4 protein-coding genes are annotated in these 4,436 nt (G+C 63.9%); 1 reads left to right on the top strand and 3 read right to left on the bottom strand.

All coding sequences use genetic code 11. The annotated features are described in order from the left end of the window. Positions 1-779 (bottom strand): 30S ribosomal protein S2 (gene rpsB / locus EAO75_RS06710; protein ID WP_147994316.1); only part of this gene is annotated, 779 nt, incomplete at its 3' end. Positions 780-1,398: 619 nt separating this feature from the next. Here rpsB (EAO75_RS06710) and EAO75_RS06700 point away from each other — a divergent pair. After that, the gene (locus EAO75_RS06700; protein ID WP_315986989.1) at positions 1,399-1,575 is read left to right on the top strand and encodes a hypothetical protein; all 177 of its coding nucleotides are present in this window, start codon (positions 1,399-1,401) and stop codon (positions 1,573-1,575) included. A gap of 515 nt (positions 1,576-2,090) precedes the next feature. Here EAO75_RS06700 and EAO75_RS06695 read toward each other — a convergent pair. Then, on the bottom strand, positions 2,091-2,324 hold the full coding sequence (locus tag EAO75_RS06695; protein WP_147994032.1) for a hypothetical protein: 234 nt from the start codon (positions 2,322-2,324) through the stop codon (positions 2,091-2,093). Between the two features lie 299 nt (positions 2,325-2,623). Further along, positions 2,624-3,463 (bottom strand): 30S ribosomal protein S2, encoded by an 840-nt coding sequence (gene rpsB, locus EAO75_RS06690; RefSeq protein ID WP_147994031.1) that lies wholly within the window; start codon positions 3,461-3,463, stop codon positions 2,624-2,626. Positions 3,464-4,436 lie beyond the last annotated feature (973 nt).

The raw sequence follows: 4,436 nt of genomic DNA, 5'->3' as shown, positions 1-4,436 counted from the left end.
GCCTTCTTCTCGCCCTCGAGCAGGTCGCGCTCCCACTCGGCGAGCGGCTCGCCCGCGGCCTTCTCACCCTTGTCGCCGGTGGCGACGCCGGAACGGGAGATGAGGCCCTCGGCGACGGCGTCGGCGATCACACGGGTGAGCAGGGTGACGGAGCGGATCGCGTCGTCGTTGCCCGGGATCTTGTAGTCGACCTCGTCGGGGTCACAGTTGGTGTCGAGGATGGCGACGACCGGAATGTTGAGCTTCCGAGCCTCACCGACCGCGATGTGCTCCTTCTTGGTGTCCACGATCCAGACGGCGCTGGGCACCTTCTGCATCTCGCGGATACCACCGAGGGTCTTCTCCAGCTTGGCCTTCTCGCGCGAGAGCACGAGAAGCTCCTTCTTGGTCAGACCGGAGGACGCGACGTCCTCGAAGTCGATCTGCTCAAGCTCCTTGAGGCGCTGCAGACGCTTGTAGACGGTCGAGAAGTTGGTGAGCATGCCGCCCAGCCAGCGCTGGTTGACGTAGGGCATGCCGACGCGGGTGGCCTGCTCGGCGATGGCCTCCTGCGCCTGCTTCTTGGTGCCGACGAACATGACCGTGCCGCCGTGGGCGACGGTCTCCTTGACGAACTCGTAGGCGCGGTCGATGTACGACAGCGACTGGAGCAGGTCGATGATGTAGATGCCGTTGCGCTCCGTGAAGATGAAGCGCTTCATCTTCGGGTTCCAACGACGGGTCTGGTGACCGAAGTGGACGCCGCTCTCCAGCAGCTCCCGCATCGTGACGACGGCCATGGCCGCATCTCCTTGAATTTCTCGGTTGTGCCGCGGGTGCCGGACGGCTCCCGCGCCTGACGCCCACATGCGCCGTGCCACTAAGGACCGAGAGGCGCTGATACGGACCGTCTCCGGTTGTCGTATCGGGGCGTGCGAAGTCGACCCGGTGACCCGGATCGCCAGAAGAAGTGTACGGGACCGGCGAGGTACCGGGTGACGCCGCTGTCCACAACCCGGGAGTTATCCACAGATACCGGCCATGATCGGCGGAGGTGCGGGACGGTTCTCGCATGCAAGCGAAGCGATGTGCGAGGACGGCGACCCCGGCGAGGCTCTGCGGGCGGCTGGTGTTGTTGCTGCTCCTGACGGCGACGATGCTGCTGTCACCGCCCCCACGACTCACCCTCACGGCCACGAACGTGCCCGCGGCACCGCCCCCCGATCCCCCTGTCCCGACAGTCGCCCGAGCGTGGCCGGTGGGGATGCACCCCCCGATCCTCCGCGGCTGGGAACCCCCGGCAACGACGTACGGCCGAGGCCGCCGCGGAGGATCGGGGGGTGCGCTGTCGACTCCCACCGCGTCCGCTCACACACCACCACCCCCGACCCCGCCCTGCACGGCGGATTGCCGCAGCGCATGACCTGGTCCCGCGCGGAGAAGGCCACCCGCGTCGCCATCAACTCGGTCGTCTTCCGCTCCAGCGGGCAGAACCTCACCACCGCTGGCACCTACATCGAGATGATCTCCCGCCTCCTCGAACCCACCCTCCTCGCCCTCGGCGTCCTCGCCATCCGCGGACGCATCAAACGATGACCCACCTTCGGCTTGGGCATTCAGCAAACTGAACACCCACCGGCCACCCCGGCGCCGGTGCTCCTCAAGGACCGTCACAGCCGAACGGGAGTCCCGGAAACGGCTCGGCTGAACCGTGTCCGACTACGTGCCTTACTTGCCTGCACCATTGATCACGCCCTGAGCGCACAGAAACCCTCCACCCCCTAGATAAGGTTYGGCACCAATGAGGTCAACCCCCGCGCTGCGCACGATCACCTCATGCCCAATGCCTCCAGGAGTGTGGCGATGACGTGTGATGAAACGTCACGTAAGATGTCCGCGACGTCGAATGCGGTGTGGAGGACGTGATTTGCATGCGGCGCTGAGACTCGTGACTGCCACTCAGAATGTGCGAGAGACCCTTCGCAGCGGCATTGACCGGAGTGCGACGTTACTGGGGACGCATACGGTGCACACGGGTCGGCTGCCCGACCGATTTCCGCTAGATGGCACCCACGTCAATTCGAGGTAGCTGGCGAGGATTTTAGGTCCGATCACGATTCTCCAGCACTATTTTCCGTGAAGATCGCTAGTAGCCTCTGTGCCACGTCTGGATCGAAATCCTCCCGGTCGGCGTGGCGGCTGAAGTCGAACTCCTTATTCAGGTCTGCCGCCAGCACGGCCCCGCCAGCCCTCAGGTCTTCCCCCGCAGCGTCTGGGAACATCTCCCCCAAGGCCTGGGTGCACATCTCGCTCAGCGCTGCCATGTCAACGTCGATCCCGGTCATGGAACCGAGGCTATGTTCGGACGCCATCCGACGCATTTTTCATGAGCAGTCGCATGCGCCGCCACCCAGGTCCATGCCCCTCCAGAGGAAGCTCTTCGCCATACGTTCCACCACGTAGTCCTTGTCCTCGGACGGCGCTACCACGACCTCCCAGTAACACGAATAGCGATCCAGCTCGCGAGCCCAGTGTTTCTCAGCTCGTCGCCCATCCGGTGGATGTAGAGCTATAAAGTCACGGGCGAAGCGCCGTTCGGGCGGAGTCCCGGCCTCTTTGAGATCATCCAACGACCGGGCCATTATCAGGCCTGCTCGGCGTCGTCGGCCGACGCCTCGGTGGCCGGTGCCTCGAAGGCAGGAGCGGGTTCTTCGGTGCCCGCCTTCTTCTCGCCCTCGAGCAGGTCGCGCTCCCACTCGGCGAGCGGCTCGCCCGCGGCCTTCTCACCCTTGTCGCCGGTGGCGACGCCGGAACGGGAGATGAGGCCCTCGGCGACGGCGTCGGCGATCACACGGGTGAGCAGGGTGACGGAGCGGATCGCGTCGTCGTTGCCCGGGATCTTGTAGTCGACCTCGTCGGGGTCACAGTTGGTGTCGAGGATGGCGACGACCGGAATGTTGAGCTTCCGGGCCTCACCGACCGCGATGTGCTCCTTCTTGGTGTCCACGATCCAGACGGCGCTGGGCACCTTCTGCATCTCGCGGATACCACCGAGGGTCTTCTCCAGCTTGGCCTTCTCGCGCGAGAGCACGAGAAGCTCCTTCTTGGTCAGACCGGAGGACGCGACGTCCTCGAAGTCGATCTGCTCAAGCTCCTTGAGGCGCTGCAGACGCTTGTAGACGGTCGAGAAGTTGGTGAGCATGCCACCCAGCCAGCGCTGGTTGACGTAGGGCATGCCGACGCGGGTGGCCTGCTCGGCGATGGCCTCCTGCGCCTGCTTCTTCGTGCCGACGAACATGACCGTGCCGCCGTGGGCGACGGTCTCCTTGACGAACTCGTAGGCGCGGTCGATGTACGACAGCGACTGGAGCAGGTCGATGATGTAGATGCCGTTGCGCTCCGTGAAGATGAAGCGCTTCATCTTCGGGTTCCAACGACGGGTCTGGTGACCGAAGTGGACGCCGCTCTCCAGCAGCTCCCGCATCGTGACGACGCCTGTCTCCAATTGCCCCGTAGCCGCCGAACCTGTCCGCCTCCGCCTGCTTGAAGGCTGCACAGTCCGATCTGGCATCAAGATCGCTTGCAGACGGAGCGTGACTTCTGGATCAACTCTCTCCCAGTGAGCGCCACGGTCGAAGTCAACCTTCGCTAGATCCGCTGCCAGCACAGCCCCACCGGCCTTCAGGGCTTCGTCCGACGCGTCGGGGAACATCTCCCGCAGGCCTTGGGCGCACGTCTCGCCCAAGGCTGCAAGGTTTACGTCGATCCGGCTCATGTCTCCAGCCTAAATCCGCAGGCAATGTCATGCAGCCCTGCGGCAACCGCCACATTTTCCCATATTCATGCCATGAACAAGCACTCCCATGGCCAGCCTTTCCGCCAGGTAGTACCGCAAGTGTTGAGGTCGCCCGTTCRAGACTCTCGAGCCCAACATCCAGCGATCGCACTCTCGATCCCAATGCTTCTCTGCTCGACGCACGTCTGGCAGGTGCATGACGAGAAAGTCGTGAGCGAAGCGCCGTTCAGGGTCAGTTCCCTCCTCCCGCAGAATCTCCAGCGACCGGCGCACCTGATTGCTCTCCGCTTTCCGTGCGAAGAGGTTGTCGACATGGAAGCCCAGCACGACGCCGATGGAGGCTCCGGCTAGGACTGGCAATGCCAACCAACCTGCAATCGCCAGTGCCTCCGCTAGGACGAGAGGCCAACCAGTGAGGGGGGGATCACCTCTCGCCTCGAACGGGCTCCTGAAGCCGAGCAGGATATCTAGCGCCCACTGAAGGTTGGTCTGCCATGCGGCCGACCAAAGGAGTGCAGTGAACAGCAAGATGATCCCGAGCCACCACCAACGAAGTGCGTATACCGCTGGATGGTGAATGGCAATGCAGCGTCGAAAGTTTTGACACGTTCGAAACGGGTGCAGCACGCACTTCCAACACCAGCTCACGACACTTCGCGAC

Origin of the sequence: Streptomyces sp. UW30, from assembly GCF_008042075.1 — a bacterium.
Lineage (GTDB): Bacteria > Actinomycetota > Actinomycetes > Streptomycetales > Streptomycetaceae > Streptomyces.
The sequence above is the reverse complement of the archived record's forward strand: the minus strand, read 5'-3'. Positions and strand labels throughout refer to the sequence as shown.